The organism is Pseudomonas sp. Pse79, assembly GCF_024519615.1.
GTDB lineage: Bacteria > Pseudomonadota > Gammaproteobacteria > Pseudomonadales > Pseudomonadaceae > Aquipseudomonas > Aquipseudomonas veronii.
Genome location: NZ_JALJRR010000044.1, coordinates 1 through 26,468, shown reverse-complemented (window position 1 = coordinate 26,468; position 26,468 = coordinate 1). Strand labels below are relative to the sequence as shown.

Annotated in this window: 26 protein-coding genes and 2 pseudogenes; 15 read left to right on the top strand and 13 right to left on the bottom strand. The window is 63.9% G+C overall.

Annotation, left to right across the window (positions count from 1 at the left end; translation table 11 throughout):
- Positions 1-390: 390 nt before the first annotated feature.
- Positions 391-1,071: a Crp/Fnr family transcriptional regulator gene (locus tag NR164_RS29425; protein WP_046383082.1), complete on the top strand. Its 681-nt coding sequence runs from the start codon at positions 391-393 to the stop codon at positions 1,069-1,071.
- Between the two features lie 13 nt (positions 1,072-1,084).
- Here the strand turns inward: NR164_RS29425 and NR164_RS29420 are convergent, their stop codons facing one another.
- The 7 genes and pseudogenes from NR164_RS29420 to NR164_RS29390 all read right to left on the bottom strand — a co-directional run.
- Positions 1,085-1,600: a nitrous oxide reductase accessory protein NosL gene (locus NR164_RS29420; RefSeq protein ID WP_017849330.1), complete on the bottom strand. Its 516-nt coding sequence runs from the start codon at positions 1,598-1,600 to the stop codon at positions 1,085-1,087.
- 31 nt (positions 1,601-1,631) lie between these two features.
- Entirely contained in the window at positions 1,632-2,462 is an 831-nt protein-coding gene (locus NR164_RS29415) for an ABC transporter permease (protein WP_046383080.1), read from the bottom strand.
- Complete coding sequence (locus NR164_RS29410) at positions 2,459-3,382, bottom strand: ABC transporter ATP-binding protein (protein ID WP_017849332.1); 924 nt, start codon at positions 3,380-3,382, stop codon at positions 2,459-2,461. The genes NR164_RS29415 and NR164_RS29410 overlap by 4 nt, the downstream gene beginning before the upstream one ends.
- Entirely contained in the window at positions 3,382-4,620 is a 1,239-nt protein-coding gene (locus NR164_RS29405; protein ID WP_057006108.1) for a nitrous oxide reductase family maturation protein NosD, read from the bottom strand. The genes NR164_RS29410 and NR164_RS29405 overlap by 1 nt, the downstream gene beginning before the upstream one ends.
- Before the next feature lie 194 nt (positions 4,621-4,814).
- Positions 4,815-6,716 carry a TAT-dependent nitrous-oxide reductase gene (gene nosZ, locus NR164_RS29400; RefSeq protein ID WP_017849334.1) on the bottom strand — a complete coding sequence of 634 codons (1,902 nt, stop codon included), beginning with the start codon at positions 6,714-6,716 and terminating at the stop codon, positions 4,815-4,817.
- Positions 6,717-6,727: 11 nt separating this feature from the next.
- On the bottom strand, positions 6,728-8,860 hold the full coding sequence (gene nosR, locus NR164_RS29395) for a transcriptional regulator NosR (RefSeq protein ID WP_256823599.1): 2,133 nt from the start codon (positions 8,858-8,860) through the stop codon (positions 6,728-6,730).
- A 133-nt stretch (positions 8,861-8,993) separates the two neighbouring features.
- Positions 8,994-9,959: pseudogene (locus NR164_RS29390) on the bottom strand (sigma 54-interacting transcriptional regulator); the annotation flags it as partial.
- Between the two features lie 208 nt (positions 9,960-10,167).
- Here NR164_RS29390 and NR164_RS29385 point away from each other — a divergent pair.
- The 3 genes and pseudogenes from NR164_RS29385 to NR164_RS29375 all read left to right on the top strand — a co-directional run.
- Positions 10,168-10,623 (top strand): annotated as a pseudogene (locus tag NR164_RS29385) (hemerythrin domain-containing protein); the annotation flags it as partial.
- Between the two features lie 132 nt (positions 10,624-10,755).
- Positions 10,756-11,442, top strand: a complete 687-nt coding sequence (locus tag NR164_RS29380) for a Crp/Fnr family transcriptional regulator (protein ID WP_017849338.1) — start codon at positions 10,756-10,758, stop codon at positions 11,440-11,442.
- Entirely contained in the window at positions 11,439-11,630 is a 192-nt protein-coding gene (locus NR164_RS29375; protein WP_017849339.1) for a hypothetical protein, read from the top strand. The genes NR164_RS29380 and NR164_RS29375 overlap by 4 nt, the downstream gene beginning before the upstream one ends.
- On the opposite strand, the gene NR164_RS29370 is transcribed toward NR164_RS29375, so the two are convergent.
- The 6 genes from NR164_RS29370 to NR164_RS29345 form a co-directional block, all read right to left on the bottom strand.
- Positions 11,624-13,465: a nitric oxide reductase activation protein NorD gene (locus NR164_RS29370; protein ID WP_017849340.1), complete on the bottom strand. Its 1,842-nt coding sequence runs from the start codon at positions 13,463-13,465 to the stop codon at positions 11,624-11,626. The genes NR164_RS29375 and NR164_RS29370 overlap by 7 nt on opposite strands.
- A 65-nt stretch (positions 13,466-13,530) precedes the next feature.
- Positions 13,531-14,952 carry a cbb3-type cytochrome c oxidase subunit I gene (locus NR164_RS29365; RefSeq protein ID WP_046383075.1) on the bottom strand — a complete coding sequence of 474 codons (1,422 nt, stop codon included), beginning with the start codon at positions 14,950-14,952 and terminating at the stop codon, positions 13,531-13,533.
- A 3-nt stretch (positions 14,953-14,955) separates the two neighbouring features.
- A complete protein-coding gene (locus tag NR164_RS29360; protein WP_017849342.1) occupies positions 14,956-15,396 on the bottom strand; it encodes a cytochrome c in 441 nt (146 codons plus the stop codon).
- A 181-nt stretch (positions 15,397-15,577) separates the two neighbouring features.
- Entirely contained in the window at positions 15,578-15,814 is a 237-nt protein-coding gene (locus NR164_RS29355) for a cytochrome C oxidase subunit IV family protein (RefSeq protein WP_128191883.1), read from the bottom strand.
- A gap of 7 nt (positions 15,815-15,821) precedes the next feature.
- Positions 15,822-16,385, bottom strand: coding sequence for a cytochrome c oxidase subunit 3 (locus NR164_RS29350; protein WP_057004354.1), 564 nt, complete (start codon positions 16,383-16,385; stop codon positions 15,822-15,824).
- The gene (locus NR164_RS29345; RefSeq protein WP_017849348.1) at positions 16,369-17,145 is read right to left on the bottom strand and encodes a CbbQ/NirQ/NorQ/GpvN family protein; all 777 of its coding nucleotides are present in this window, start codon (positions 17,143-17,145) and stop codon (positions 16,369-16,371) included. The genes NR164_RS29350 and NR164_RS29345 overlap by 17 nt, the downstream gene beginning before the upstream one ends.
- Positions 17,146-17,472: 327 nt before the next feature.
- Here NR164_RS29345 and nirS point away from each other — a divergent pair, with 327 nt between their 5' ends.
- The 11 genes from nirS to NR164_RS29290 are packed head-to-tail and all read left to right on the top strand — an operon-like array spanning position 17,473 to position 26,250.
- The gene (gene nirS, locus NR164_RS29340) at positions 17,473-19,014 is read left to right on the top strand and encodes a nitrite reductase (RefSeq protein WP_256381446.1); all 1,542 of its coding nucleotides are present in this window, start codon (positions 17,473-17,475) and stop codon (positions 19,012-19,014) included.
- Between the two features lie 24 nt (positions 19,015-19,038).
- A complete protein-coding gene (locus tag NR164_RS29335; protein WP_046383072.1) occupies positions 19,039-19,353 on the top strand; it encodes a c-type cytochrome in 315 nt (104 codons plus the stop codon).
- A 16-nt stretch (positions 19,354-19,369) separates the two neighbouring features.
- Positions 19,370-19,687: a cytochrome c gene (locus NR164_RS29330; protein ID WP_017849352.1), complete on the top strand. Its 318-nt coding sequence runs from the start codon at positions 19,370-19,372 to the stop codon at positions 19,685-19,687.
- A complete protein-coding gene (locus NR164_RS29325) occupies positions 19,684-20,853 on the top strand; it encodes a cytochrome D1 domain-containing protein (RefSeq protein WP_256823598.1) in 1,170 nt (389 codons plus the stop codon). Before NR164_RS29330 ends, NR164_RS29325 begins: the two co-directional genes overlap by 4 nt.
- Position 20,854: 1 nt before the next feature.
- On the top strand, positions 20,855-21,313 hold the full coding sequence (locus NR164_RS29320) for an Lrp/AsnC family transcriptional regulator (protein WP_017849354.1): 459 nt from the start codon (positions 20,855-20,857) through the stop codon (positions 21,311-21,313).
- A 23-nt stretch (positions 21,314-21,336) separates the two neighbouring features.
- Positions 21,337-21,825 carry an Lrp/AsnC family transcriptional regulator gene (locus NR164_RS29315; RefSeq protein ID WP_032804989.1) on the top strand — a complete coding sequence of 163 codons (489 nt, stop codon included), beginning with the start codon at positions 21,337-21,339 and terminating at the stop codon, positions 21,823-21,825.
- Positions 21,818-22,261 carry an Lrp/AsnC family transcriptional regulator gene (locus NR164_RS29310; RefSeq protein ID WP_046383070.1) on the top strand — a complete coding sequence of 148 codons (444 nt, stop codon included), beginning with the start codon at positions 21,818-21,820 and terminating at the stop codon, positions 22,259-22,261. The genes NR164_RS29315 and NR164_RS29310 overlap by 8 nt, the downstream gene beginning before the upstream one ends.
- Positions 22,236-22,736 (top strand): Lrp/AsnC family transcriptional regulator, encoded by a 501-nt coding sequence (locus NR164_RS29305; protein WP_017849357.1) that lies wholly within the window; start codon positions 22,236-22,238, stop codon positions 22,734-22,736. The genes NR164_RS29310 and NR164_RS29305 overlap by 26 nt, the downstream gene beginning before the upstream one ends.
- A gap of 12 nt (positions 22,737-22,748) precedes the next feature.
- On the top strand, positions 22,749-23,930 hold the full coding sequence (gene nirJ / locus NR164_RS29300; protein ID WP_256823597.1) for a heme d1 biosynthesis radical SAM protein NirJ: 1,182 nt from the start codon (positions 22,749-22,751) through the stop codon (positions 23,928-23,930).
- Positions 23,931-23,974: 44 nt separating this feature from the next.
- Positions 23,975-24,799, top strand: a complete 825-nt coding sequence (gene cobA, locus NR164_RS29295) for a uroporphyrinogen-III C-methyltransferase (protein ID WP_017849359.1) — start codon at positions 23,975-23,977, stop codon at positions 24,797-24,799.
- Positions 24,796-26,250 carry a cytochrome D1 domain-containing protein gene (locus NR164_RS29290; RefSeq protein ID WP_057004357.1) on the top strand — a complete coding sequence of 485 codons (1,455 nt, stop codon included), beginning with the start codon at positions 24,796-24,798 and terminating at the stop codon, positions 26,248-26,250. Before cobA ends, NR164_RS29290 begins: the two co-directional genes overlap by 4 nt.
- Positions 26,251-26,468: the final 218 nt, after the last annotated feature.

The following is a 26,468-nucleotide window of genomic DNA, read 5'->3' as shown; positions in this document are numbered from 1 at the left end:
TGTGGGAGGGGGCTTGCCCCCGATGGCAGTGTGTCAGCCACTACATGCATGACTGCTCCACCGCCATCGGGGGCAAGCCCCCTCCCACATTTTGACCGCATTCGGCTTGCAGGATCAGGTTGGCTATAAGACCGCGCCTAAGAGCAAGAGCAAATACAGAATGAGGTCTATCTGACCCATGGAGATCCAAATGTGGGAGGGGGCTTGCCCCCGATAGCAGTGTGTCAGCCACTGCATGCATAAGTGATCCACCGCCATCGGGGGCAAGCCCCCTCCCACATTAAGGCCGCCTCTTTAACCCAAGCTGACCGAACGTGGGAAGAGGTACCCCCTTCGAGGCATATCCCCAAACCCCGGGCCGCCCTACCCTGATGAACCGCGGAGGCCCTTATGCTCACCCATCCCAACATCGTTCTAACCCTGCGCAGGCATCACCTGTTCAGCCGGCTGCCTGAAAAAACCTTCCAGGATGTCTGCACCCTGGCCAGTCTCAAGCGTTTGCCCAATCACACCCCGCTCATGCACCAGGGCGATCCCGCCGATCGGTTCTTCCTGCTGGTCAGCGGCCAGATCAAGCTGCACCGGGTCACTGGCGAAGGTCAGGAGCATCTGGTGGAAGTCATCCGCCCCGGCCAGACGTTTGCCGAAGCGCTGCTGTTCACCCAGGCCAAGGCGTACCCGGTAAGTGGCACCGCGCTCAAGGACAGCGTGCTGGTGAGTATCGAAGGCCAACACTATCGCCGCGCCCTGGAAGACCAACCGGCCATTTGCCTGGCGATTCTGGCGAGCATGAGTATTCACCTGCATCAGCGCCTCCAGGACATCGACACCCTGACCCTGGCCAATGCCAGTCGCCGGGTGATCAATTTCCTGTTCCAGGAGCGCGACGACGTCAGCGGTGAGGTGGTGTTGCAGGTGCCCAAGCGCCTGGTGGCGTCGAAGCTGGGGATTCAGCCGGAGACGTTTTCGAGGATTCTGCATCGGCTGGTGGAAGGCGGTTTGATCGAGGTGCGCCAACGCACCATTCGAATCCTGAACGCAGAACAGTTGATGGGGTATCAAGCCGGTTGATACCCCCTCGCGGTCAATGCCCGCTGTGCATCATCGGCATCGGTTGCTGCAACAGCGCCAGGTCGATCTGCTCGAAACGCAACAGCCGGCCACCGGTGTCCGCCGCGACTTTCTGCGCTTTGGCCTCATCGGCAAACGAAGCCAGGACCACGCCCATGGCGCCCTTGAGCCCGGTGCCGATCACGTAGTACGCGGTGCGGGCGTCGATCAGGTGCTTGTCGTCCGGGGCATTCCATTGGCTGCGGCCCATGTCGTGTACGTACAGCTTCGCGTCGTCGTGCCGGTTTTCCGGTTGCAGCCACCAGCCGAGCATTTCGGCGGTAGAACAGAATTTCTTCACCCCGCCCCGCTCCACCACTTGGCCCTTGGGCCCGGGGAATTCGTTGATCACCATACCGCACACGTGGCACTCGTCGTTGGGATGAAACGCCACCGGCGCGTCACTGAAGCTCGACTCCGGCGCCTTGTCGCAGGCGCTCATCAACAAGCCGACCAACAAGGCCGCCACTACCCGTGTCTTGAAACCCATTTCACTCACTCCAGCAGTCATAAAAAAATCCTCACGCCGCACGGCGGCGGAACAGCCCGTAGGCCAGTGCCAGCGGCACGGCCACCCATGCCAGCAGGCACGCCCACAGGGCCAGCGGCGGCACGTCCAGGTCCGAACCCAGGGCCATGACCCCGACGGACTGGGTGCCCGTACCGAAACCCGAGAGGTTGATCAACCGATACACGTCGGTGGGGTTGAGCAGCAGCAACCAGGGCAGCCCCTGCGGGTTGAACTGGCCTTTGCTGAGCACCAGCAAGGCCAGCAGCGCCAGGTCGAAGACCAGCACGAAGAAGAACCACACGCCGAGCGCCAGCCCGGCGGCGGTGGATTTTTCCGCGCACAGGCTGCTCAGACCATAAGCCAGCCCGAGAAAGCACCAGCCAAGCAGGGCCGAGGTCAGCATGAACCGGCCAAAGGCCCAGAGCAGCATGGCGAAGTCCACGTCGTCGACCAGCAACGCAATGGCGAGCATCGCGCAGCCGAAGCCGAGGACCGTGGCCAGCGCGAGGATCAGCCCATGGCCGACGAACTTGCCGAGCAGGATCTGCCCGCGCCCCAACGGATAGGTGAGCAACAGCAACAAGGTGCCGCTCTCGTCTTCGCCGACGATCGCGTCGTAGGCCAGCAACAGCGCGATCAGCGGCATCAGGAACGTCGCCAGGCTGGCCAGGCTGGCGATGGTCGCCGGGATCGAGGTGAAGCCCAGTTGCCCGGCGGCGGCGGCGCCCAGCCAGGCGATGCCGATGGCCAGCACCGCGAACAACAGGCTGATCGCCAACAGCCAACGGTTGCGCAGGCCGTCGCAGAACTCTTTGCGGGCCATGTTCCAGATCGGGTTCATAAGGCCGCCTCCTGTGCCGTGACCATCGCGCTGTCCATGTAATGCCGGTAGATGTCTTCAAGGGACGGCGGCAGGATTTCCACGTCGCTGGGGCTGTCCTCGGCCAGCAGTTGGCGCAGCAGTTGCACCTTGCTGCCGTTGTGCGCCGCCACTTGCAGCCCTTCGACGCCCCAGCGCCGGGTGACATGGCCGGCGGCGCTCCAGCGTTGTTGCAGCGATTCGACGCGCTGCAAGCCGCAGGTGCGGATCAGCGTCGGCAAGCCGGCCTCGGCGCGCAACTGCGCCAGGCTGCCCAAGGCCAGCAGGCGGCCCTGGGTCAGGATCGCCGCACGGTTGATGTGCGCCTCGACGCCCGGCAGCACGTGGGAGCACAGGATGGTGCTGGTGCCGGCCGCACGCAGGCGGTCGAGCAGGCGATATAAGTCCTGGGTGGCGAACGGGTCGAGGCCCACGGTAGGTTCGTCGAGCAGCAACAGGCGCGGCTCGCCGAGCAAGGCCTGGGCCAACCCGAGGCGCTGGCGCATGCCCTTGGAATAGGTCTTGACCCGCCGCCCTGCCGCCGCGGTCAGGCCGACGTCGTCCAGCAGGCTGTCGACCTGATGCATCGGCGCGCCCTTGAGCCGGGCAAAGTGACGCAGGGTTTCGACGCCGCTCAACTGTGCATAGAACGTGACGTTTTCCGGCAGGTAACCGAGCCAGCGACGCACGTGGGGATCACTCGGCGCACGGCCGAATACCCGCACCTCGCCGGCGCTGGCGCGCAGCAGGCCGAGCACCAGCTTCATCGCCGTGGTCTTGCCCGCGCCGTTGTGCCCGAACAACCCCAGGACTTCGCCGGGGGCCAGGCTCAGGTTCAGGTCGTGCAGCACCGTGGCACGCCCATAGCGCTGGCTGACGCCTTCGATCTCGACGACATTCATCATGCAGGTTCCTTCTGAGTGGGGGCTTGCATCAGGGGGTGGCTATCCATCACACCCGGCGACTTCATCACCGGAAACGCACGTTGCACCCAGCGCAGCAACTCGATGCCGGGGCTGTTCATCAACAGCCGCACCTGGGGGTACAACCACAGCAGGCGGTCGACGTTGTCGTTCGGCTCGTAAGCCACATCGCCGAGGCCATCGCCGTTGCGGTCCCAGCCGAGGTAGTCGCTCCAGTAGTTGCCCCGGCCGTCCGCCGACCATTCCTGCAAGCGGCTGGCGACGTATTTGACCTGGCGCTGGTTGTCGATGAAGGCGTTGCCGGCGATGCGGTTGTCTTCGGAGCCGGCGGTCAGGTGAATGCCCACCGCGCTGCGCGCGAAGCGGTTGTTTTCGATGCGGTTGAACAGCGAGTTGTAGATGAACAGTGCCTTGCCTTCGCCGCCGGCGATCATGGTGTCGCCGGTGGAGCCGTCGCGCACATCGGTGACGACGTTGTCCTGCAAGGTCGAATAGGTGATGTAGTTCATCAGGATGCCGTAGTTCTGGTCCTGCTCGGAGCGATTGCCGATCACCGTCAGCTTGCGGCTTTGCATCAACGCATAGCCGGTGCGGGTGCGGCGGGTGGTGTTGCCCAGGACCTGGTTGTCGTTGGCAAACATGTAGTGGATGCCGTAGCGCAGGTCTTCCAGGGTGTTGCCTTGCAGCAGGTTGCCGTTGGAGGTGTCGATGTAGATGCCGTCGCGGGTGTCGCGCACGTGGTTATCGATGACGCGGGCACCGTGTACCGCGTACAGGTGAATGCCGTTGCCACGGTCCTGCGAACGTACCGAGGTGTCACCCTGGATGCGGTTGCCGATCACGCTCACGTCCTGGGTGCCATCGACCCAGATGCCAAAGCCCTGGCCTTGCAGGCGGTTGCCCAGCACTTGCGCGCCACGCGCCTGGGGCTGGATGAACACAGCGGCGTTCATGGCTGTGAGGTCGTCGCCCCAATCGAGGAACGTGCAGCCTTGGACGCTGACATCCGGCGCGCTGATCAGCAGGCCGTTGCCCTGCCCTTCGGCCTGGAAGATGGCGCCGGGGGCGCAGGTCAATTGCAGCGGTTGGTCGATGCGGAACGAGCCCCGGTACTCGCCGGCAGGCAAGCGCCAACGGTTGGGGCCGTCGGCTTGCAGGGGTAAGTCGGTGATGGGGCGAACGGCGGCGACCGCTCCCGCCGAAGCCACTATCAGCATCACCAGGATGACGAGTGATCGAGCCACGATGATGTCCTCTTAAAGGAAATGCGGCTAAAAGTGGGAGGGAGCTTTGCTCCCGATGAGGGTGTGTCAGTTGATGCATCTGTGACTGATTCACCGCCATCGGGAGCAAGTCGAATCGTCGCACCGTCCCTCCCACATTTGCCTTGTGTCGTTTCTCAAACAGCGTGTCAGGCGGGCTCGACCTTCATCCGCCCGACCATTTCCATGTGCAGGGCATGGCAGAACCAGCTGCAGTAGTACCAATGCAGCCCGGGCTTGTCGGCAATGAATGTGATCGACGAGGTCTGCTGCGGGCTGATCTCCATGCTCGCGCCGTGGTTGACCATGACAAAGCCGTGGGTCACGTCTTCGATCATGTCGATATTGGTGATGGTCACGGTGACTTCATTGCCCTGTTTGACGGTGAACTCCGAAAGCCCGTAGGCCGGGGCCATGGAGGTCATGTACACGCGCACTTTGTTGCCGTCGCGGATCACCTTGCTGTCGGTTTCCAGGTTGATCCCGTCCTTCTTGGCGATGGCCACCGTTTCGGCGAAGAATGGATCGTTGCGCTCCCAGATTTTCTTGGTCTTGATCTGGTCGCGGCGCGCCATCACACAGTCATGGGGTTCGGCGAAGGCCGGGCCGTCGTGGACCAGTTTCATTTCATCGCCGGAGATGTCGATCAACTGGTCGTTTTCCGGGTGCAGCGGGCCGGTGGGCAGGAAGCGGTCCTTGGAGAACTTGCTCAAGACCACCAGCCACTGGCCGTCGGCGTCGCGGGTTTCGGTCAGCGACGCATGGTTGTGACCGGGCTGGTACTGCACATCGAGCTTCTGCTTGATGTAGTTGACCTTCTCGCCGCCATAGGCACGGATGGCCTCGGCGATGTTCCACTTGACCACCTGGCTGTCGATGAACAGCGTGGTGTAGGCAAAGCCGCGTCCGTCGTAGGTGGTGTGCAGCGGGCCCAGGCCCAGCTCCGGTTCACCGACCACCACACCGCGCGGGTCGCTGATCTTGCCGCTGAACAGGTCGTCGAGTTTGTCGATGGCGATGATGGTGCAGGTCGGAGACAGCTTGCCGTTGGCGATGAAGTACTTGCCATCCGGCGAGGTGTTGCAGCCGTGGGGGTTTTTCGGCACCGGAATGTAGCGGGTGAACTCGCTGTCCTTGCCGTCCTCGGATTTGCGTCCGTCCACCACCGGCACCTTGACGCCGTCCACATTGATGAACTTGCCGGCCTTGATCGCCGCTTCGATGCGCGGGATGTTGAACACCACCACCCAGTCGCGCTCATTGCGCATCATGCCGGCCAGGTCGGTGGCCTTTTCCGAGTTGTAGCAGGTGGCCGCTGCGTACTTGCCGGTGTAGTCCATGTCGGCGTTGTCGAGGTTGCCGTCGACGATCACCTGGAAGGCCATCTCCATTTTTTCCGCATCGATGGCGTTGAACATGGTGAAGCTGTTGCGATCCTGCAGGTCGAAGTTTCGGCCGTCATTGGGGTGCGGGATGATGAATTCGGCGTTGCAGAACACGTACTTGGTGTAGGGCACCTTTTGCAGGCGCAGGCCGTGGATGGCCTGGACGTTCGGTACGGTGAGGATTTTGTCGCACTTCATGATGTCCAGGCGGATGCGCGCCACCCGGCTGTTGGCCTTGTCATTGATAAACAGGTACTTGCCGTCGTAGTGGCCGTCGGTGGTGGACAAGTGCGGGTGATGGCAATCGCCGTTGGAGTACTTGGCGCCCTCGCCGAGGATGCGCTTGCTCTCGTTGGTCAGGCCCCAACCGGTGGCCGAATCGACGTTGAACACCGGGATACGCATCAGCTCGCGCATCGACGGGACGCCCATCACCCGCACTTCGCCCTGGTGACCGCCACTCCAGAAGCCGTAGTAATCGTCGAGCTGGCCGGGTTCCACATGGATTTTCGATTTGGCGTCCTTGGCCGCCGCCGCGAAGGATTCACGGGTAAACACCGCGCCGCCGAGGGCCGACGCACCCGCCAGTACGGCGCCGGTCACCGCACCGGTGCCGAGGAAACTGCGCCGGGTCAGGCCGTCATGTTTATCGTCTGTATCGTTCATGGGTTGCTCCTTCAAGCGTTGGGATTTATCTGCACTACGGGAATCTGTTCGGGCGCCGCCTTGTTGCGCTTCTTGCGTTTGTTGATCAGCGGCGGGCATTTGTTTTCGTTGTGCCAGGTCATCTGGCAGTCGAGGCAGTAGTGGCATTCGTTGGCGTTGATATGGCCGTCCGGGTGGATCGCCTGGATCTCGCATTCCTTCGCGCACAGCTGGCACGGGTTACCGCATTCCTGGCGCCGCTTGAGCCAGTCGAACAGGCGGAACTTGCTGGGGATCGCCAGGGCGGCGCCGAGGGGACAGAGGTAGCGGCAGTAGACTTTGCGGGTGAACAGGTTGATCACCAGCAACGCCACGGCGTAGAGCACGAACCACCACTGGCGGTCGAACTTGAGCGTGATGGCGGTCTTGAACGGTTCCACTTCGGCAAAGCGTTCGGCGGTGGCCATGGATTCCAGGGAGAGGCCGAACAGCACCAGCAGGATCAGGTACTTGATCGCCCACAGCCGTTCATGCACCGCGAAGGGCAATTCGAACTGGCGGATCTTCAGGCGGCGCGCGGCCTCGTTGAGCAGTTCCTGCAAGGCCCCGAACGGGCACAGCCAGCCGCAGAACACCCCGCGCCCCCAGAGCAGGATGCTGGCGGCGGTGAAGACCCAGAGCATGAAGATCAGCGGGTCGGTGAGGAACAGTTCCCAGCGGAAGTCCTGGACCAGCGCATGCACGAAGGTCAGCACATTGACCACCGACAACTGCCCCAGCGCATACCAGCCGATGAACCCCACGGTAAACACCAGGTAGCCGCGGCGCAGCCAGTGCAGCAGGCGCGGGCGCCGGGCCAGGCTGTCCTGCAGGAACAGGATCGCGGTAAGCAGCAGCAGCGCGACGCCGAGCACCATGACCTGCACCTGTTTCTGGTACCAGATGCTCAACCACAGTGGGCGGCTGGCCTCATCCAGCGCGGCTTGTTCGGCGGCGGTGGGCAGCGGCCGTTCCAGGTACTGTTCGGGCATCTGGTAAGGCAGTTCGAAGCTGCTGAACGTGCCGCTGACCGGGCCGGTCTGGCGCCGCACCAGCAGTTCCAGGGTCCAGGGCGAGCCGGGGTCGAAGCCGGCCTGCGGGCGCACGATGAATACCGACATCTCGTCGAAGGCCGGGATGCCCTCGGCGTAGACATCGTCGATGCGCTGGTGGTCGAGGTCGCGGAAGCTGATCACGTTGCCGAACTGGCGCAACTGCACCCGGTCGAAAATCCCGCCGCGCACATAACCCGAACCCTTGAACGAAAACAGCCCACGGCCGAGCACGGCGATGGCCTGTTCGCCGGGTTTGAGCCCCTGCATCAGGTTGCGGTAGTGCTCTTCGCCCAGCAGGTTGCGGCCGATGCTCGGCGGGTTGATGTCGGCCACATAGAGGTCGATGAAGGTCTCATCCGCGGCCTCGGCGCCTTCGGCGGCGGTGTCCTTGAAGGCCGCGTCGACCTGGCCCCGGGTCAAATGCAGGCGGCGGATCGCGCCATTGCCGGTCAATTGTGCCCAGGTGGCGGGGTCAAACCGGTCGGTGCGGATCAACGCGACTTTCTGCGCGGTCGCGGCCTTGCCGTCGATCAGCTTGAGCCACACCGCCACGTCATGGGCCGCCCGCATCACCACTTCATTGACCACCATCGCGGTCACGGTCGCGCCGGCAATCGCGTCCACCGTCACCGCCTTCGGATCGCTGGAACGCCCGACCACCACGCGCTGGCGCACATCGACGCCGGAATAGTGCGCGGTGAATTCGTGCAGTTTGACCTCGGGAATACCGATCAACAGGATCGGCTCGTGGTGTTCCAGCACGTAGGCATCGCGGATCACCCCGGCGGCGTCGAGGATCACCAGGGTGTTGATCGGCTTGCCCGAATACGCCGGGATCGCCACCACATCCAGGCTCTGAAACACGTAGCCAATGGGCTTGCCGGCAGTCGAAATGGTCCGCACCTTGAACGGACCGTCTGGCGCGGAGACCGCATCCTGGGCGGGGAAAGCGCGTTCGATACGCTGCTGTTCGATGTCGCCGTAAGGCCGGGCCTGGGCGGTGAAGCTGGTGATGAGCAACACCACCAGCAGCGTCAGCCAGTGGCGTGTCAAGCGCGCGGAGCGAGTCATGGAGTCCCTTGAGGCGTCGGGCTGAAGAGGGCCCCGATAGTGGGGCGACGATGGCAAGTGGCCCTTGATCGAAATCAAGTCGAGTCCGATGAGGGTGCGGCGCATACGCACGGCTGGCGCGTTGTCGCACCTCTTACTTGAGCTTCAGGCGCCGCGCCAGCTTGTGCAGGTTGCTCGCGTCCACGCCAAGCAAGCGCGCGGCACTCGCCCAATTGCCGGCGCAGTGTTCCAGGGCGTGGCGAATGTTCCAGCGCTGGCACTCGTCCACCGCCACCGCCAAGGGTTGGAAGGCCTCGATCGATGACGCGGGCATGGCTCGTTCCACCGCGACGGCGGCCGTGTCCAGGCCCAGGGCGTGCGGTTCCAGGCGGATCACCGAACTGCGCGGTTCGCCACGACTGAGCTGCTTCAACGCGGCGCGACTGATCACATGCTCCAGCTCACGCACATTGCCCGGCCAGGCGTACTCGAGCAGCGCCTGTTGCGCCGCCGGCGACAGTTGCAGGTCATGCAAGCCCAGGCGCTCGCGGTTGAGCTCAGCGAAATGCCGCGCCAGCAGCAACACATCCTCGCCACGCTCGCGCAACGCCGGGATCGGCAGCGGGTACACCGACAGCCGGTGATACAGGTCGGCGCGAAACAGGCCGTCACGCACGCGGTCGGGCAGGTGGCGATTGGTGGCGGCAATGATGCGGACATCCACATGCAATGGCCGATCGGCGCCCAGGCGCTGGATCTCGCCATTCTCCAGGGTGCGCAGCAGCTTGGCCTGGATGCTCAAGGGCAATTCGCCGACCTCATCGAGGAACAAGGTGCCGCCGTTGGCCGCATCGAACCGCCCGGCGCGGTCGTGGGTGGCGCCGGAGAAGGCCCCCTTGACGTGACCGAACAGCTCGCTTTCGGCCAACGCCTCCGGCAGCGCCGCACAGTTGACCTGCACCAGAGGCTTGTTGCCGCGTTGCGACAGACGATGCAGGCGCCGCGCGAACAGCTCTTTGCCGACCCCGGTTTCGCCGAGCAACAACACCGGCAACTGCGTTTCGGCCAGCAGCGCCAGCTCGTCGAGCAACTCCTGCAACACCGCGCTCTGGCCGAGGATGCCGTCGAGCGGCGCGGTCATTTCGACCCTCCTGGGGTTCAGAGCACCCTGGAAGCGTGTGGTCATGATTACCTTACTCCGGGATAAATCGTTACTTTTCAATGCGTTAAAATTGGCACGCTGCCTGCAATCACTGGTTCATACCCGTATTGCCGATGAGGAAAGCCCGATGACCGTGAGCGACTGGAACACCCAAACCCAGGACCACTTGATCGACCATCTGCTGGCGCGCTACCACGCACGTCATCGCGAGCAATTGCCGGAACTGGTCCGCATGGCGAGCCGCGTCGAACAGGTCCACGGTCAGCACCTGCAATGCCCCAACGGCCTGGCCGACCTGCTGCTCGACATGCAGCAGGAACTGGAGAGCCATATGCTCAAGGAGGAACAGGTATTGTTCCCGATGCTGCAAATGGGCATGGGGCCGCAGGCGTCGACGCCGATCCAGGTGATGCGCTACGAGCACGACCAACACGCCGAGGCCCTGGAGCAGCTGTTGAGCCTGACGAACCAGATCACCCCGCCGGCCGAGGCCTGTAATACCTGGCGCAGCCTGTACCGCGAGCTGAGCGCCTTTCATGCCGACCTGCGCGAACACATCCGCCTGGAGAACGACATATTGTTTGCCCGGGCCGCGCCCAGCCTCGCCGCGGCCCGCGCATAGCGCACTTTCACAAGCGTTCACTGCGACGATCGTGCAGCGTTGCCTGTGCGCTGCCCTTGTCGTAGATCAAGTACGGCCGACGCCAACAGGATTAACCTTGGGTATCCCTTCCCGATATTCCCCGAGGTCAAGATGGTGCTCCATCGTGTTCATCACCAGATCCTGCGCAGCCACCACTTGTTCGAACCCCTGGACGAGGCGCAGTTGAACGAGCTGATGAGCAGCAGCCAATTGCTCAGTGTCGACAAAGGCGAACCGCTGTTCCGCCAGGGCGAACCGGCCGATGCGTTCTACTTCGTGATCGCCGGCGCGGTGAAAATCTACCGCCTCACCCCGGACGGCCAGGAGAAGGTGTTCGAGGTGATCGGCGAACGGCAGACCTTCGCCGAAGCCATGATGCTGATGGATACGCCCAACTACGTAGCGTGCGCCGAAGCGGTGTGCCCCACGCAGTTGTACCGGCTGTCCAATGCCACCTACATGCGTTTGCTGCAGAGCAACAGCCGCCTGACCTTCGCCCTGCTCGGCAAGTTGTGCGTGCGCCTGCACCAGCGGGTCAACGAGATCGAAACCCTGTCGCTGAAAAACGCCACCCACCGCGTGGTGCGCTACCTGCTCACGCAACTGGTGCGCTTGCAAAGCACCACCGATTGCAGCTTCGAGCTGCCGATGGCCAAGCAACTGATTGCCGGGCACCTGTCGATCCAGCCGGAGACGTTTTCGCGGATTATCCGACGCTTGATCGACGAGAAAATCATCACCCAGGACGGCCGGCAGATCGCAATTCTCGACCGCCCGCGCCTGGAGCAATTCGAGTGAAAACCTGCCTGGTCTGCCAGCACGGCAATGCCGTGGAGCGCGACCTGTGCGAGCGTTGCGCCACACCGCTGCCCGAGGCCCACGCCAGCACCCAGGCGCGCCGACTGAAGCGTTTCCAGTGGTTCTGCCTGGGCCTGACGCTGTTCTGCGTGGTGATGTTCTTCTGGTTGCCCAGGGACTTTTACTGAGTCTCGGTCAACTGCCGATACAGCTGCGGCAGGCGTTGCGGTAATTGTTCGGGGCGATGGATCAGGGTGAAACCATGGGCGCCGAACATGTACGGCAGATAGTCGCCGGCCTGTTTGTCGATGGTGATGCAGAACGGAATCAAGCCCTGGCGCCGCGCTTCGACCACCGCCTGGCGCGTGTCCTCCACGCCGTAACGTCCCTCATACAGGTCCAGGTCATTGGGCTTGCCGTCGGTGATCAACAACAGCAACTTGCGCCGCTGCGGGCAGGCGCCCAGCAACTGGGTAGCCTGACGGATAGCCGCGCCCATGCGCGTGTAGTAGCCCGGCTTGAGGCCCTGGATCGCGCCGCGCGTGCGGTCGTCATAGGCTTGCTGGAACGTTTTGAGCACCTGCAAGCGCACCTGGTGCCGCCGCAGTGAAGAAAACCCATACAACGCAAAGCGATCCCCTGCCCCGGCCAGGCTTTCGCCGAACAGCAGCAGGCTGTCGCGTATCACATCGATGACCTTTTGCTCATCGTTGACATGGGCATCGGTGGACATCGACAGATCGGCCAGCAACAGGCACGCCAGGTCGCGGTGGGTGTGGCGTTGTTCAAGGAACAGCCCACGCTCGGCGCAGGCGCCCTGCTGGCGCTGCACATGAAAATCCAGCCAGGCCTGCAGGTCGACCTCTGACCCCTGGGGCTGCTGGCGCTGCCATTGGCGGTCGGTGCGCAGGCTCTGGAATTGCCGGCGCAAGCGCTGGGCCTGGGCCTGCAAGCGCGCGGGCAAGGGTTGCGGGGCGTCGCAACGCGGCTGCATCAATTGCAGGTTGACGAAGCCTTCCTGCAAGCACTGCCGGCGATAATCCCACTCGGGCAACTTGATGCCGTCACCCAAGGGGATGTCGTCGACATCGGCGGGCGGCAGATCCAGGTGCAGCTTGAGCCCGCCGCTCTTGCGCACGCGCTGGCGCGACAGGCTCAACTGGTCGAGGTCTTCGGCGACGCGGGCGGCGTCCGGGTCCTGGCTGTCGTCGGACCAGCGATCGAGGTCGACGTGTTCGCTCCAACTGAACAGGTTTTCCAGGCGCACCACCAGCAGGCCGCCATCGCGGCTCGCGTCGTCAACGCGGGTGGCACGCTTGGGCCCGCCTTGCTGCTCGCCGGGCGGGGCTGAGAGGTCGTCGCCCTCCTCTTCCAGGTCGGTATTTTGCGCGGTGTCCAACTGCAGCGCCGGGTACAGCCATAACGGCAACGGCCAGGCGGCCCGTGAACTGCGCGGCAAGTGACGCACGCTGCCGGGTTCGCGCAGGGCCTTGCGCAAGGCCCGCTCCAGGGCGGCTTCGTCGGGTTTGAGGCTGGCAGGGTCGGGGCGCAGTTGCAGGTGCGCCTCCACCAGGCGTTGGTAGCGCGGCAGCATCGCCGGGTAGCGCTGCAACAGCAGCCAGGTCCAGCGTTGGTTGTCGCGCGCCCAGTGGCTCATCGGCCCGGCGTGGGCCGCGAGCAGCGCCAGCCAGCGGTACAACTCGTGATTCAGCGCCGCATCGGGAAACACCGCCAGGCGTGCCGGCAAGCGCAAGCGGTTACCGTCGCAGGACGCCAGGGGGGCTTGCTTGCAGGTGCCGGCGATACGCATCAACAGGTTGCGGCGCAGCAACAGGTCGCGCTCGCAGGCCGCCTCCAACGCCATCCCGCCAGCGCCGCCCAGGGCGCGGAACAACAGGGCCAGGCTGCGCTGATGGTCCGTCAGCGCGACCTGCGCCTCGGGGAAATCGACATTGGCACGGCGGGTGATGAAGCGGTGCCAGACGCTGCCGACCCACTCTTCCAATTCCAGGGTAAAGGCCATGAGCCGTGCTCCAAACGTAAAACGGCCCGCTGTACCAGCCGGGCCGCCGTCTTAGGGATTGACGATCAATACACAATCGGCGCCGGCGCACCGGCGACGGCTTGGCGTTGGCGGAAGCTGTACAGGTAGCAGAGCAGCCCCAGCAGGAACACCACGCCACTGGCCAACCGGGCCCAGAACAAGACGGTCAAATGCTCGACCGTGGCCATGAACGGCAAGGCCACACCGTCCGCCGGCCAGCGCTGCAACCACACCTGCACCACACCGGCTGCGGTGAGGAGCAAGGTGATCATCACCATCGACAGCACCATCAGCCAGAAGCCCCAGATTTCAATGGTCTGCGAACGCGCATCGGGCGCTTCGCCGAGGCCGCGCAAGCGTGGCATGGCGTAGCTGATCAGGGTCATCACGATCATCGCGTAGGCCCCGAAGAACGCCAGGTGACCGTGGGCCGCCGTGAGCTGGGTACCGTGGGTGTAGAAGTTGACCGGTGCCAGCGTATGCAGGAAGCCCCAGACCCCGGCGCCGAAGAACGCCGTCACCGTGGTGCCCTTGGCCCACAAGGTCGCCGCGCGGTTCGGGTGCTGGCGCCGCCGACGTTTGACCATGGTGAAGGCAAACATCACCATCGCCAGGAACGGCAGCGGCTCCAGGGCCGAGAAGATCGAGCCGACCCACAGCCACACCTCGGGTGCGCCGATCCAGAAGAAGTGGTGCCCAGTGCCGATGATCCCGGTGATCAAAGCCATGGCGATGATCACGTACAGCCATTTCTCCACCACTTCACGGTCGACGCCGGTGACCTTGATCAGCACGAACGCCAGCATCGAGCCCATGATCAGTTCCCACACGCCTTCTACCCAAAGATGCACCACCCACCACCAGTAGAACTTGTCACGTGCGAGGTTGCCGGGGTTGTAGAAGGAGAACAGGAAGAACACCGCGAGGCCGATCAGGCCGGTCATCATCACCATGCTGACCGTGGTTTTGCGGCCCTTGAGCAGGGTCATGCCGATGTTGTAGAGAAAGCCCAGGCACACCACCACGATGCCCATTTTGGTAATGGTCGGTTGCTCGAGGAACTCGCGGCCCATGGTCGGCAGCAGTTCGTTATGGGTCAGCTTGGCCAGTGCCGCATAGGGCACCAACAGGTAACCGAGGATGGTCAACACCCCGGCTGCGGCAAACACCCAGAACAGCAAGATCGCCAGTTTGGGGCTGTGCAGCTCGCGGTCGGCCTCCTCGGGTATCAGGTAATAGGCGGCGCCCATGAAGCCGAACAACAGCCAGACGATCAGCAGGTTGGTATGGACCATCCGCGCCACGTTGAAGGGGATCAACGGGAACAGAAAGTCGCCCACCACGTATTGCAGGCCCATGATCAGGCCAAACAGCACCTGGCCGACGAACAGGATCAAGGCAAACACAAAGTAGGGTTTGGCCACGGCCTGGGATTGGAATTTCAGATAGGGATTGGCGCTGCGCATGGCTCAGCCCTCCTTGTTGGGTGGCCAGTTATTGGTATCGATCTTCGAGCTCCATTTGAGGAACTCGGCCATATCGTCCACCTCCTGGTCGCTGAGGTTGAATTGCGGCATGGCGCGACGCCCCGGCACCCCAAGGGGCTGCATTTTCATCCAGGCGTGCAGGAACGGCTTGAACCCTTCGTCACCCCCACGACGCTTGAACACATTGCCCAGCTCCGGCGCAAAGTACGCGCCTTCGCCCAACAGGGTGTGGCAACCGACGCAGTTATTACGCTCCCAGACGCTTTTGCCGCGGATCACCGATTCAGTGAGCTGGTCGACATTGCTACGGGCGGGAAAGGTTTGTTCGGTGTGGTAGGTCAAGGCCAGGAAAATCAGGAAGAAGAACACGCTTCCTCCGAAATAGATGTTCCTGGCCATGCCCTTGGTGAAGGTCTCTGACATGGTCGCTTCCTCATGGCTTGGCGGGGGTCATGATAGGAAGGTGGAGGGTGAAAACCGCTTGATGGCGATCAAGAATTGTTGATCGGGGTGGTCAAGTATTCTTGGGGGATTGAGTCTGGGTCGGTTGCGGCGGTGACAGTGCCTGTTTTCTGGTATTGGCTGAACACTGCTGAATGGCCATTCAGCCCCCCACAAGCCCCACCACCAACACCAGAACCACCGGCCAACCCAGAACCAGCCGACGCCAGAACCTGGGAGCATGCCGCAACTCCATGAACCCATCGGCAATCAGCCACGCCTTGACCACCGCCAGCAGCAAAACCGCCAGCCACAGCCCGGAGCCGCCGGCGAGCACGGTGCCGACGCTGAGCACGACCAACGTGGCCCAACACACGATCAGCCCTTGGGAAATGGACATCGGTACCTCATCCAATCACGTAAACCAACGGAAACAGCACCACCCACACCAGGTCCACCATGTGCCAATACAGCACCCCCGACTCCAGCCCGCCGACCGACAGCCCGCCGCGCCAGCAGCCCAGCGCCAGCCACGCGAGAATCACCATGCCCAGCAGCACATGCAGGAAATGGAACCCGGTCAGTAGCCAGTACAAGGTAAAAAACGTGCTGTGCTCCAGGCCCAGCCCGGCAGCGCCGAGGTGGGCGTACTCGGTGAGTTTGATCGCCACGTAGACCAGCGCCACCAACAGCGCCGCGACGAACAAGCCGGCACCGCGCCGCCAGCGCTGCAATCGCACCTGCTGCAACGCCAACGCCGCGAGCAGCCCGGCGGTCAACAGGCTCAAGGTCATCGCCAGCCCGGTGGAGGTGTCCAGTTGCGCGCGCCCTTCGGCAAACACCTCGGGCTTGAGCGCCTGGGTCACGGCGAACGCGAGGATCAGAATCGCGAACACCGACAACTCGGCGAGGATGAAAAACCACATCGCCAGGTCGCCCGGCAGGCGGCGCGGTTCAGGCAAAGTACACATCGACCACGTCCATCAAGGCGGTCACGGTGTGCGGGTCGTCCGTCAGCGCCTCGGCCAGGCATGCCAGGCAGGCTTCGCGAATGGGCATGCCGGCTGCGATCAGGCGCGCGGTGAAAATCAGCAGACGCGTGGAGGCCACTTCTTCCAGGTCGTGTTGATCGAGGCGGCGCAAGGCCTGGCCGAGGCGCACCACCTGGGTCGCCAGGGCAAGGTCCACCTGGGCCTCGCGCGCCACGATGCGCGCTTCGCCCTCGACGGCCGGGTAATCGAAGCGCATCGCGACGAAACGCTGGCGGGTGCTGGGTTTCATGCCCTTGAGCAGGTTCTGGTAACCGGGGTTATAGGACACCACCAGCATGAACGACGGCGGCGCCTTGACCACTTCGCCGGTGCGCTCCAGGTACAACTCGCGGCGGTCGTCGGCCACCGGGTGCAGCACCACGGCGGTGTCCTGACGCGCCTCGACCACTTCGTCCAGGTAGCAGATGCCGCCTTCGCGCACGGCACGGGTCAGCGGGCCGTCCTGCCACCAGGTGCCCTCGGCGCCGATCAGGTGACGGCCGATCAGGTCGGCGGCACTCAGGTCGTCGTGGCAGGCCACGGTGTACAGCGGCAAGTTCAGACGATGCGCCATGTGCTGCACGAAACGGGTCTTGCCGCAGCCCGTGGGGCCCTTGATCAGCACCGGCATGCGGTGGCGCCAGGCGTGTTCGAACAGCAGGTGTTCATTGTCCAGGGGTTGGTAGAAGGGCTCAGTCATGACAGGCATCCACAGCGGGTTTGATGGCCACGCTAAGGGCCCCTGCGACAACCTGGCAAGCACCGCCCGAGACAAACTTGATCGTGATCAAGCGAAGTTTGCGGTGCTGCCCCCTAGTCTGGCCCCGCACGAAGAACCTGCGCCCCGCACCGTGTTGCGAGGCAACGCAAAGGTCCCGCCTGAGGAGTAAATGGAATGCTGACTCGCAACAGAAAACCCTTCACCCTGAGCCTCGCCGCACTGAGTTGCGCGTTGGCCTTGGCACTGCCCTTGAGCGCCCATGGCGCACCCCAGCCGGCCGAAGTGAAAACCGCCGGCGCGCCGGACATGAGTCAGGCCGACTTCGACACCTCCAAACAGATTTACTTCGAGCGCTGCGCCGGTTGCCACGGCGTGCTGCGCAAGGGTGCCACCGGCAAACCGCTGACACCGGACATCACCCAGGCCCGTGGCCAGGCCTATCTGGAAGCGCTGATCACCTACGGTTCCCCCGCCGGCATGCCGAACTGGGGCACCTCCAATGCGTTGACCAAAACCCAGATCAGCCACATGGCCAGTTTTATCCAGCACACCGCGCCAACCCCGCCGGAATGGGGCATGGCCGAAACCCTCAAGACCTGGAAAGTGCTGGTCAAGCCCGAAGACCGTCCGAAGAAACAGCTGAACGATCTGAACCTGGAAAACCTGTTCTCCGTCACCCTGCGCGACGACGGCAAGATTGCGCTGATTGATGGCGACAGCAAGAAAATCGTCAAACTGATCAACACCGGTTATGCCGTACACATCTCGCGGATCTCCGCCTCGGGCCGCTACCTGCTGGTGATCGGCCGCGACGCCAAGATCGACATGATCGACCTGTGGCCCGCCGAACCGACCAAGGTCGCCGAGATCAAGGTCGGCATCGAGGCGCGCTCGGTGGAGACCTCGAAATTCAAGGGCTACGAAGACAAGTACGCCATCGCCGGTTCCTACTGGCCGCCACAGTTCACCATCATGGACGGCGAGACCCTGGAGCCCAAACAGATCGTGTCCACCCGCGGCATGACCGTCGACAAGCAGGAATATCACCCCGAGCCCCGCGTCGCGGCGATCATCGCCTCCCACGAATGGCCGGAGTTCATCGTCAACGTCAAGGAAACCGGCAAGGTGATGCTGGTCAATTACCAGGACATCAAGAACCTCACCATCACCACCATCGACGCCGCACCGTTCCTGCATGACGGTGGTTGGGACAGCACGCACCGCTACTTCATGACGGCGGCCAACAACTCGAACAAGGTCGCGGTGATCGACTCCAAGGAGCGCAAGCTCACTGCGTTGGTCGAGGTCGGCAAGACCCCGCACCCAGGCCGTGGCGCCAACTTCGTACACCCTACCTACGGACCGGTCTGGGCCACCAGCCACTTGGGCGACGGCGGTATTTCGGTGATCGGCACCGACCCGATCAAACACCCGCAATACGCCTGGAAACAGGTGGAATCGCTCAAGGGCCAGGGCGGCGGCTCGCTGTTCATCAAGACCCATCCCAACTCCCGGCATTTGTATGTCGACACCACCCTCAACCCCGACGCCAAGCTGAGCCAGTCGGCCGCGGTGTTTGACATCGACCATCTGGACAAGGGTTACACGGTGCTGCCGATCGCCGAATACGCCGGCATCAAGCAAGGCGCGCTGCGCGTGGTGCAGCCGGAATACAACAAGGCCGGCGACGAGGTGTGGTTCTCGGTGTGGAACGGCCAGACCGAGGAATCGGCGCTGGTTGTGATCGACGACAAGTCCCTGAAGCTCAAAGCTGTTATCAAGGACAAGCGCCTGATCACCCCAACCGGAAAATTCAACGTCTACAACACCCAACACGACATTTATTGAGCCCCATCAACACAAGGACTTCCGATGAAAAATACTCTCCTCGCACTGCTGACCTGTGCCGCCGCATTCAGCCTGCAACCGGCCTTCGCCCAAGACGGGCTGGCCTTGTTCAGCAGCAAACCCTGCGTCGGCTGCCACATGGTTGACAGCAAACTGGTGGGGCCGGCCTTGAAGGACGTCGCGGCCAAGAACGCCGGGGTGAAAGACGCCGCCGTGACCCTCGCCAGCCACATCAAAAACGGCACCCAAGGCAACTGGGGGCCGGTTCCGATGCCACCGAATATGGTGACGGAAGACGAAGCCAAGGTCTTGGCCGAATGGGTCCTGACCTTGAAATAAGCACAAGGAGCGCGCCATGAATGCATCGATGATCGGTACGGCCATGGCGCTGTTCCTGCTGATTCCCACATGGGCGCTGGCCACACCGGACGCCGCCCGCCTCGAACACCTGCTGACCCAGGACTGTGGCGCCTGCCACGGCCTGTACCTCACCGGCGGCCTGGGCCCGCCCCTCACCCCGGCGGCCCTCGCCGGGCAAAGCCGCGACAGCCTGACCGCCACCATTACCTATGGCCGCCCTGCCCGCGCGATGCCCGGCTGGGCGCCGTTGCTCAGTTCCAGCGAGATCGCCTGGCTGGTCGAACGCCTCTTGCAAGGAAGCCCCGCACCATGATGCGCCCCACTCTTCTATCGCTGTGCCTGCTGCTCGGTGCCTGTGCCCAACCACCGCTGCGCGGTACTGGCGACCTGGGCCTGGTGATCGAACGCGCCAGCGCCAGTGTGCAAATCATCGAGACCAGCGGGATGACGGAGCTGAGCCGGATCGACGGCTTGGGCGACCTGTCCCATGCCTCGGCGGTGTTTTCCCGCGACCAGCGCTACGCCTACATTTTCGGCCGCGATGGCGGCCTGACCAAAGTCGACCTGCTGCGCCAACGCGTTGAAAAACGCATCATCCAGGGCGGCAACAGCATCGGCGGCGCCATCAGCCAGGATGGCCGCCTGATTGCCGTGTCCAACTACCAACCCGGCGGGGTCAAGGTGTTCGATGCGCAGACCCTGGCCCAGGTGGCCGACATTCCCGCCACGCCCCTGGCCGACGGCAAACGCTCGCGGGTGGTGGGCCTGGTGGATGCGCCCGGCCAGCGCTTCGTGTTCAGCCTGTTCGACACCGGCGAGATCTGGAGCGTCGACTTCAGCCAGGGCAACACCCCGCAGATCACCCGGTTCCGCGGCATCGGCGAACAACCCTACGACGCGCTGATCACTGCCGATGGCCGTTACTACATGGCCGGGCTGTTCGGTGAGGACGGCATGGCCCAGCTCGACCTGTGGCATCCCGAGCACGGGGTCAAACGCGTGCTCGCGGATTACGGGCGCGGCCAGGCAAAACTGCCGGTATACAAGATGCCCCACCTCGAAGGCTGGGCCGTGGCCGACAACCAAGCCTTCGTGCCCGCCGTCGGCCATCACCAGGTGCTGGTGATGGATGCACGCAGCTGGCAGCAGACCGCCGCCATCGATGTCGCCGGCCAACCGATTTTCGTCACCGCACGCCCCGACGGGCGCCAGCTGTGGGTCAATTTCGCCTACCCGGACAACGACCGCGTACAGGTGATCGACACCGAGACCCACAAAGTGGTGGCCGACCTGCGCCCCGGTCCCGGGGTGCTGCACATGGAGTTCACCGGGCGTGGCGAACAGCTCTGGCTGTCGGTGCGCGACGGTGAGCAGGTGCAGGTCTGGGACCCGTACCGCATGACCTTGCTCAAGACCTTGCCGGCCTTGAGTCCCAGTGGAATTTTCTTCAGCAGCCGCGCGCAAAAAATGGGGTATTGAGATGGACCTTGACCTGCTTAGCCGTCAATTGATCGAACGCTACCAGCACGGCATGCCGCTGTGCGCCGAACCTTATCGCGAAATGGCCCAGGTGCTGGGCTGCAGCGAGGCCCAATTGATGACGTGCCTGCACCGCCTGGAACTGGCCGGTTCGCTGTCGCGGGTCGGCCCGGTGTTCGAACACACCCGCGCCGGCGCCAGCACCCTGGCTGCCCTGGCGGTGCCGGTCGAACGCCTGGAACAGGTGGCACGGCGCGTCAGCCAGTACCCGGAAGTCAACCACAACTATGCGCGCGAGCATCAGTACAACCTGTGGTTCGTGTTGACCGGCCCACACCGTCAGCACCTGCGACAGATCCTCGACGAGCTGGAACAAGACACCGGCCTCATTCCCCTGGATCTGCCGATGCTCACCGCCTATCGCATCGACCTCGGGTTCTCCCTGGGAGCGCATCCGTGATCATCCCGCTGAGCCAAGAGCAAATGCTCGACCTGCGCCAATGCCTGGAACGCGGCTTGCCTCTTGTCTCGCGGCCCTACGACAACCTCGCCGAACAGATCGGCGCGCATCACGACCAGGTGTTGCAGCAGATGCAGCAATGGCAGGACCAGGGCCTGTTCCGCCGTGTCGGCCTGGTGCTCAATCACCGCGCCCTGGGCTTTGTCGCCAATGCCATGCTGGTGCTGGACGTGCCCGATGCGCTGGTGGACGAAGTGGGCAACCGCCTGGGCCGCGCGCCCGGTGTCAACCTGTGTTACCAGCGCCCACGCCGCCTGCCGCAGTGGCGCTACAACCTGTTCTGCATGGTGCATGGCCGCGAACGCAAGGAGGTCACGGCGCATATCCAGCGGATGCTGGAACAGCAGCAACTGAGTGACCTGCCGCACCAGCTGCTGTTCAGCACCCACGCCTTCAAGCAATGCGGCGGGCGCTTTACGCCGCCGTCGTCGCAGGTATGGGCCCATGGATGATCTCGACCGGCGCCTGATCAATCGCCTGCAACACGGCCTGCCGCTGGTGCGCGAACCCTGGCGGCAGGTGGCGCAGGAACTGCACAGCCACCCGAGTGAAGTGCTCGACCGCCTGCACGACCTGCTCGAAGACGGGGTGCTGACGCGCTTCGGTCCGATGTTCGATGTCGAACGCCTCGGCGGCGCCTTCACCCTGGCTGCGCTGGCCGTACCCGACGCGCGCTTTGACGCGGTCGCCGAACAACTCAACGCGCTGCCCCAGGTGGCCCACAACTACCGCCGCGAACACCGCTGGAACATGTGGTTCGTGCTGGCCTGCGGCACCGAGGCCGAACTGGCCGCCACGCTGTCCCGCATCGAGACCCTGACGGGGTTGGCGGTGCTCAATCTGCCGAAGGAGCAAACCTACCATGTCGGTCTGTATTTCCCGGTCTGACCACCACCTGGCCCTGCGCCTGGTCGCCCTCACCCAGGGTGGCCTGCCGCTGCTGGACGATCCCTGGGCCTGGCTCGCCGAGCAGTTGGGCATCAGCGTCGAGTCGACCCTCGACTTGCTCAAGCACCTGCAGGCTGAAGGCGCGATCCGGCGTGTCGCCGCCGTGCCCAACCATTACCGCCTGGGCTATCGCCACAACGGCATGACCGTGTGGGACGTGGCCGACGTGCAGATGCCGCGCCTGGGCGAATTGATCGGTGCGCAGCCGTTTGTCAGCCATTGCTACCGCCGCCCGCGCCGTCCCGACTGGCCCTACAACCTGTTCGCCATGGTGCATGGGCGTAGCCGCGAGGAAATCGACAGCTACCGCGAACACCTGCGGTTCCTGCTCGGCGATGCCTGCCGCGGCGACGAGATGCTGGTGAGCAGCCGCATCCTGAAAAAAACCGGCCTGCGCCTGACGCCGGCACCTTAGAAGGAGCGTCCTATGCTACGGATCAGTCAGTACCTGCGTACCCTGGCCGGAAAATGCCCGCCGCCCCGCACCTCGCCGCCCGGCAAGGAGCGGCCGCCGGTGGTGATCTGGAACCTGCTGCGGCGTTGCAACCTCACCTGCAAACACTGTTACGCCACCAGCGCCGACAGCGTGTTCCGCGATGAACTGGACACCCCGGCTGCGCTCCAGGTGATCGACGATTTGCACGCGGCCGGGGTGCGTGTGCTGATTCTGTCGGGCGGCGAACCGCTGCTGCGCGCAGACCTGTTCCAGCTCAGCGCCTATGCCCGGGACAAAGGTTTTTTCATCGCGCTGTCGAGCAACGGCACGCTGATCGACGAACACAATATCCAGCAGATCACCGACGCGCGCTTCGACTACGTGGGCATCAGCATCGACGGCTTGCAGGCGACCCACGATGCGTTTCGCCAGTTGCAGGGCAGCTTCCAGCGCTCGATGCACGCCATCCGCCTGTGCCGCGAGGCCGGCATTCGCGTGGGCCTGCGCACCACCCTGACCCAGGAAAACCATGGGCAGTTGCCGCAACTGCTGGCGCTGATGCGTGACTACGATGTGCAGAAGTTCTACCTGTCGCACCTCAACTACAGCGGGCGCGGCAAACGCAGCCGCCAGCTGGACGCGCACCGGCAGATGAGCCGCGATGCGATGACGCTGATTTTCCAGCAGGCCTGGCACGACATCGAAAACGGCGTCGACAGTGACTTCGTCAGCGGCAACAACGACGCCGACGCCGTGCTGTTGCTGCAGTGGGTCCACCAGCATCTGCCCGAGCATTATCCGCAGCTGGAACACCTGCTGCACGGCTGGGGCGGCAATGCGTCGGGCAGTGGCATCGCCAATATCGACAACACCGGCGAGGTACACCCCGACACGTACTGGTGGCAGCACTCGGTGGGCAATGTGCGCAACACCACGTTCCGCCAGCTCTGGCTGGACCGGCCCGACCCGTTGCTGCTGCGCCTGCGCGAACACCCGCGGACCATCGGCGGGCGGTGTGCCGAGTGTCGCTGGCTGCCGATCTGCAACGGCAACACACGCACCCGCGCCTGGGCCAACGGCGACCTTTGGGGCCCCGACCCGGGTTGCCACCTCAGCGACGCCGAGATCGCCCTGCAGCCTCGCAACCTGATCCCTTGCTCGACCACCCGGTGACACAACCGGGGGCAGCCTACCTGATGATGTATCAAGGACGTCTCATGCACACTCCGACCACCTTACCTGCCAGTTTGCACAGCCCCTTCCACCCCGGCGAAGTCGCCTTGGTGGGCGCCGGCCCCGGCGACCCGCGCCTGCTGACCCTGCGGGCCTGGAGCCTGCTGATGCAGGCCGATGCGGTGGTCTTCGACCGGTTGATCAGCGCCGAGATGTTGGCGCTGATCCCGCTGACCTGCGCGCGCCATTACGTGGGCAAGGCCAGCGGCTGTCACAGCCTGCCCCAGGATCAACTCAATGAACTGCTGGCCGAACTGGCCGACCAGGGGCAACGGGTGGTGCGCCTCAAGGGCGGCGACCCGTTTATCTTCGGCCGTGGCGCCGAAGAGCTGGAATACCTGCTGGCCCGAGGCGTGCCCTGCCAGGTGGTGCCGGGCATCACCGCCGCGTCCGGGTGCAGCGCCTATGCCGGCATCCCCCTGACCCACCGCGATCTGGTCAACTCCTGCCGCTTCGTCACCGGGCACCTGCAACGCGACGGCGCGTTGAAGCTGCCTTGGGCCAGCCTTGCCGAGCCGAGCCAGACGCTGGTGTTCTACATGGGCCTGTCGAACCTCGCGCTGATCGCCGAACACCTGGTGGCGGCGGGCCTGCCGGCGGACACCCCAGCGGCGCTGATCAGCAACGGCGCGCGAGCCGACCAGCAGGTGGCCCGTGGCACCCTGCGCCAGTTGCCGACGATGGCCGCCGACTGCGAACCCGGTGTGCCGACCCTGACGGTGATCGGCCATGTGGTCAACCTGTTCGCCGGAGCCGCCCTGCACTTCCCCGCCAGCCTGTCGCCGGCCCGCGAAGCGGTGGCGGTATGAAACGCCTGCTACTGCTGCCCTTGCTCTGGGCCGCCGCCGCCCACGGCACGCCGGCCGAGGACTACCAGCGTCACTGCGCGAGCTGCCATGGCGTCAACCGCATCGGCGCCAGCGGCCCGGCGTTGCTGCCGGAAAGCCTGGGACGGATCAAGCCGGAGGAAGTGCGCAAGGTCATCGAGCAAGGGCGCCCGGCCAGTCAGATGGCGGCGTTTGCGCCACAGTTGAGTGCTGCGCAGATCGACGGCCTGGCGAATTTCCTGCAGCAACCGCCCGCCACACCGGCGACCTGGAACGAGCAGGACATCCATAACAGCCACACCCTGCTGGCAGACCTGAGCCGCTTGCCGACCACGCCTCAGCATCATGCCGACCCGCTCAACCTGTTTGTGGTAGTGGAGTCCGGCGACCATCACATCGACATTCTCGACGGTGACACCTTTGCCGTGCTGGACCGCTTCCCGACCCATTTCGCGGTCCACGGCGGGCCGAAATTCTCCCCCGATGGGCGCTTTGTGTACTTCGCCTCGCGCGACGGCTGGATCAGCCTGTACGACCTGCACAACCTCAAGCTGATCGCCGAAACCCGCGTGGCGCTCAACACCCGCAACCTCGCGGTGAGCAAGGACGGGCGCTGGGTGCTGGTGGGCAATTACCTGCCGGGCAACCTGGTGGTGCTGGATGCCCGCGACCTGTCGCTGGTCAAGACCCTCGACACCGCGTCGCGGGTCAGCGCGGTGTACACCGCCCCGCCGCGCAACAGCTTTATCGTGGCACTCAAGGACGTGAATGAAGTCTGGGAACTGTCCTATGCCGCCGCCCGACCCAGCTTCGAACCCCGGCGCATCCAGGCCCAGGACGTGCTCGATGACTTTTCGTTTTCCCCGGATTATCGCCAACTGGTCGCCACCTCACGCAAGGCCGGCGGCGGCCAGGTAATCGATCTGGACACCGGCCACGTGGTCACCGACATCCCACTGTCCGGCATGCCGCACCTGGGCTCGGGGACGTATTGGCAGCGCAATGGTGAGTGGGTGTTTGCCACGCCCAATATCAGCAAGGGGCAAATCTCGGTGATCGACCTCAAGACCTGGAAGCTGATCAAGCAGATCCCCACCCTCGGCCCGGGCTTTTTCATGCGCAGCCATGCCAATTCGCGTTATGTGTGGAGCGATGTGTTTTTCGGGCCGGACAACGATGCGATTCACCTGATCGACAAACAGACCCTGGAAATCGCCCACACCCTACGCCCAATGCCGGGCAAGACCGCCGCCCACGTGGAATTCACCCGCGACGGCCGCTACCTGTTGCTGAGCATCTGGGCCAACGATGGGGCGTTGATCGTCTATGACAGCCAGACACTCAAGGAGATCAAGCGCATCCCGATGAACAAACCGTCGGGCAAGTACAACGTGGGCAACAAAGTCGAATTTGCCGAAGGCACATCACACTGAACCTCGCGCCGGGCACCTGCTCGCCAGCGAGGAAACCCCGGCATGGGTTGAAATGGAAATCGACAACTCCCACAAAGAGACCGCGCTGCGGGCGGACATGGCGATCTAGTGTGGGAGGTGTCGAGCCCCGGCGAGGCTGCGACGGGGCCGGTACTGCTGACAGTTTTGCTGCCTGACAGCCCGCTATCGCAGCCTCGCTGAAGCTCGACAGCTCCCAC

Coding starts and splice junctions, on each gene's coding strand:
- NR164_RS29425 (WP_046383082.1), top strand. CDS start 391: ATGCTCACCCATCCCAACATCGTTCTAACCCTGCGCAGGCATCACCTG.
- NR164_RS29420 (WP_017849330.1), bottom strand. CDS start 1,600: ATGGGTTTCAAGACACGGGTAGTGGCGGCCTTGTTGGTCGGCTTGTTG.
- NR164_RS29415 (WP_046383080.1), bottom strand. CDS start 2,462: ATGAACCCGATCTGGAACATGGCCCGCAAAGAGTTCTGCGACGGCCTG.
- NR164_RS29410 (WP_017849332.1), bottom strand. CDS start 3,382: ATGAATGTCGTCGAGATCGAAGGCGTCAGCCAGCGCTATGGGCGTGCC.
- NR164_RS29405 (WP_057006108.1), bottom strand. CDS start 4,620: ATGCTGATAGTGGCTTCGGCGGGAGCGGTCGCCGCCGTTCGCCCCATC.
- nosZ (WP_017849334.1), bottom strand. CDS start 6,716: ATGAACGATACAGACGATAAACATGACGGCCTGACCCGGCGCAGTTTC.
- nosR (WP_256823599.1), bottom strand. CDS start 8,860: ATGACTCGCTCCGCGCGCTTGACACGCCACTGGCTGACGCTGCTGGTG.
- NR164_RS29380 (WP_017849338.1), top strand. CDS start 10,756: ATGGTGCTCCATCGTGTTCATCACCAGATCCTGCGCAGCCACCACTTG.
- NR164_RS29370 (WP_017849340.1), bottom strand. CDS start 13,465: ATGGCCTTTACCCTGGAATTGGAAGAGTGGGTCGGCAGCGTCTGGCAC.
- NR164_RS29365 (WP_046383075.1), bottom strand. CDS start 14,952: ATGCGCAGCGCCAATCCCTATCTGAAATTCCAATCCCAGGCCGTGGCC.
- NR164_RS29360 (WP_017849342.1), bottom strand. CDS start 15,396: ATGTCAGAGACCTTCACCAAGGGCATGGCCAGGAACATCTATTTCGGA.
- NR164_RS29355 (WP_128191883.1), bottom strand. CDS start 15,814: ATGTCCATTTCCCAAGGGCTGATCGTGTGTTGGGCCACGTTGGTCGTG.
- NR164_RS29350 (WP_057004354.1), bottom strand. CDS start 16,385: ATGTGTACTTTGCCTGAACCGCGCCGCCTGCCGGGCGACCTGGCGATG.
- NR164_RS29345 (WP_017849348.1), bottom strand. CDS start 17,145: ATGACTGAGCCCTTCTACCAACCCCTGGACAATGAACACCTGCTGTTC.
- nirS (WP_256381446.1), top strand. CDS start 17,473: ATGAGTCAGGCCGACTTCGACACCTCCAAACAGATTTACTTCGAGCGC.
- NR164_RS29335 (WP_046383072.1), top strand. CDS start 19,039: ATGAAAAATACTCTCCTCGCACTGCTGACCTGTGCCGCCGCATTCAGC.
- NR164_RS29330 (WP_017849352.1), top strand. CDS start 19,370: ATGAATGCATCGATGATCGGTACGGCCATGGCGCTGTTCCTGCTGATT.
- NR164_RS29325 (WP_256823598.1), top strand. CDS start 19,684: ATGATGCGCCCCACTCTTCTATCGCTGTGCCTGCTGCTCGGTGCCTGT.
- NR164_RS29320 (WP_017849354.1), top strand. CDS start 20,855: ATGGACCTTGACCTGCTTAGCCGTCAATTGATCGAACGCTACCAGCAC.
- NR164_RS29315 (WP_032804989.1), top strand. CDS start 21,337: ATGCTCGACCTGCGCCAATGCCTGGAACGCGGCTTGCCTCTTGTCTCG.
- NR164_RS29310 (WP_046383070.1), top strand. CDS start 21,818: ATGGATGATCTCGACCGGCGCCTGATCAATCGCCTGCAACACGGCCTG.
- NR164_RS29305 (WP_017849357.1), top strand. CDS start 22,236: ATGTCGGTCTGTATTTCCCGGTCTGACCACCACCTGGCCCTGCGCCTG.
- nirJ (WP_256823597.1), top strand. CDS start 22,749: ATGCTACGGATCAGTCAGTACCTGCGTACCCTGGCCGGAAAATGCCCG.
- cobA (WP_017849359.1), top strand. CDS start 23,975: ATGCACACTCCGACCACCTTACCTGCCAGTTTGCACAGCCCCTTCCAC.
- NR164_RS29290 (WP_057004357.1), top strand. CDS start 24,796: ATGAAACGCCTGCTACTGCTGCCCTTGCTCTGGGCCGCCGCCGCCCAC.